This is a genomic window from Aeromicrobium sp. Leaf272, assembly GCF_001422865.1.
Lineage (GTDB): Bacteria > Actinomycetota > Actinomycetes > Propionibacteriales > Nocardioidaceae > Aeromicrobium.
Map to the genome: position 1 here is coordinate 3,430 of NZ_LMMY01000012.1, position 589 is coordinate 4,018.

The window sequence follows — 589 nt, forward strand, 5'->3', positions numbered from 1 at the left end:
CCTACGTATTACCGCGGCTGCTGGCACGTAGTTGGCCGGTCCTTCTTCTGCGGGTACCGTCACTTTCGCTTCGTCCCCGCTGAAAGAGGNNNAATATTCCCCACTGCTGCCTCCCGTAGGAGTCTGGGCCGTGTCTCAGTCCCAGTGTGGCCGGTCACCCTCTCAGGCCGGCTACCCGTCGTCGCCTTGGTGGGCCATTACCCACACCAACTAGCTGATAGGCCGCGAGCCCATCCCTCTCCGCCGGAGCTTTCCACTTCCAATCATGCAAAAGGAAGTCATATTCGGCATTAGACGTCGTTTCCAACGCTTATTCCGAAGAGAAGGGCAGGTTGCTCACGTGTTACTCACCCGTTCGCCGCTCGTGTACCACCGAAGTGGCCTTACCGCTCGACTTGCATGTGTTAAGCACGCCGCCAGCGTTCGTCCTGAGCCAGGATCAAACTCTCCGTTGAAAATGCACCCCCAAAGGGAGCTACATCACTACTTGGTTTGATTCCTGAGAACTGACTGCTGACAGTCAATTGTCGGAATTTCAAAACTCGCCACAGCATCAAGACCACAAGGGCCCCGACACCACAGACGAGGG

At 56.8% G+C, this 589-nt stretch carries 1 rRNA gene (cut by a window edge); it reads right to left on the bottom strand.

Annotated elements, in window-relative coordinates:
* Positions 1 to 455, bottom strand: a 16S ribosomal RNA gene (locus ASF38_RS09310) (it extends 866 nt beyond the left edge of the window).
* Between the last annotated feature and the right edge of the window lie 134 nt (positions 456 to 589).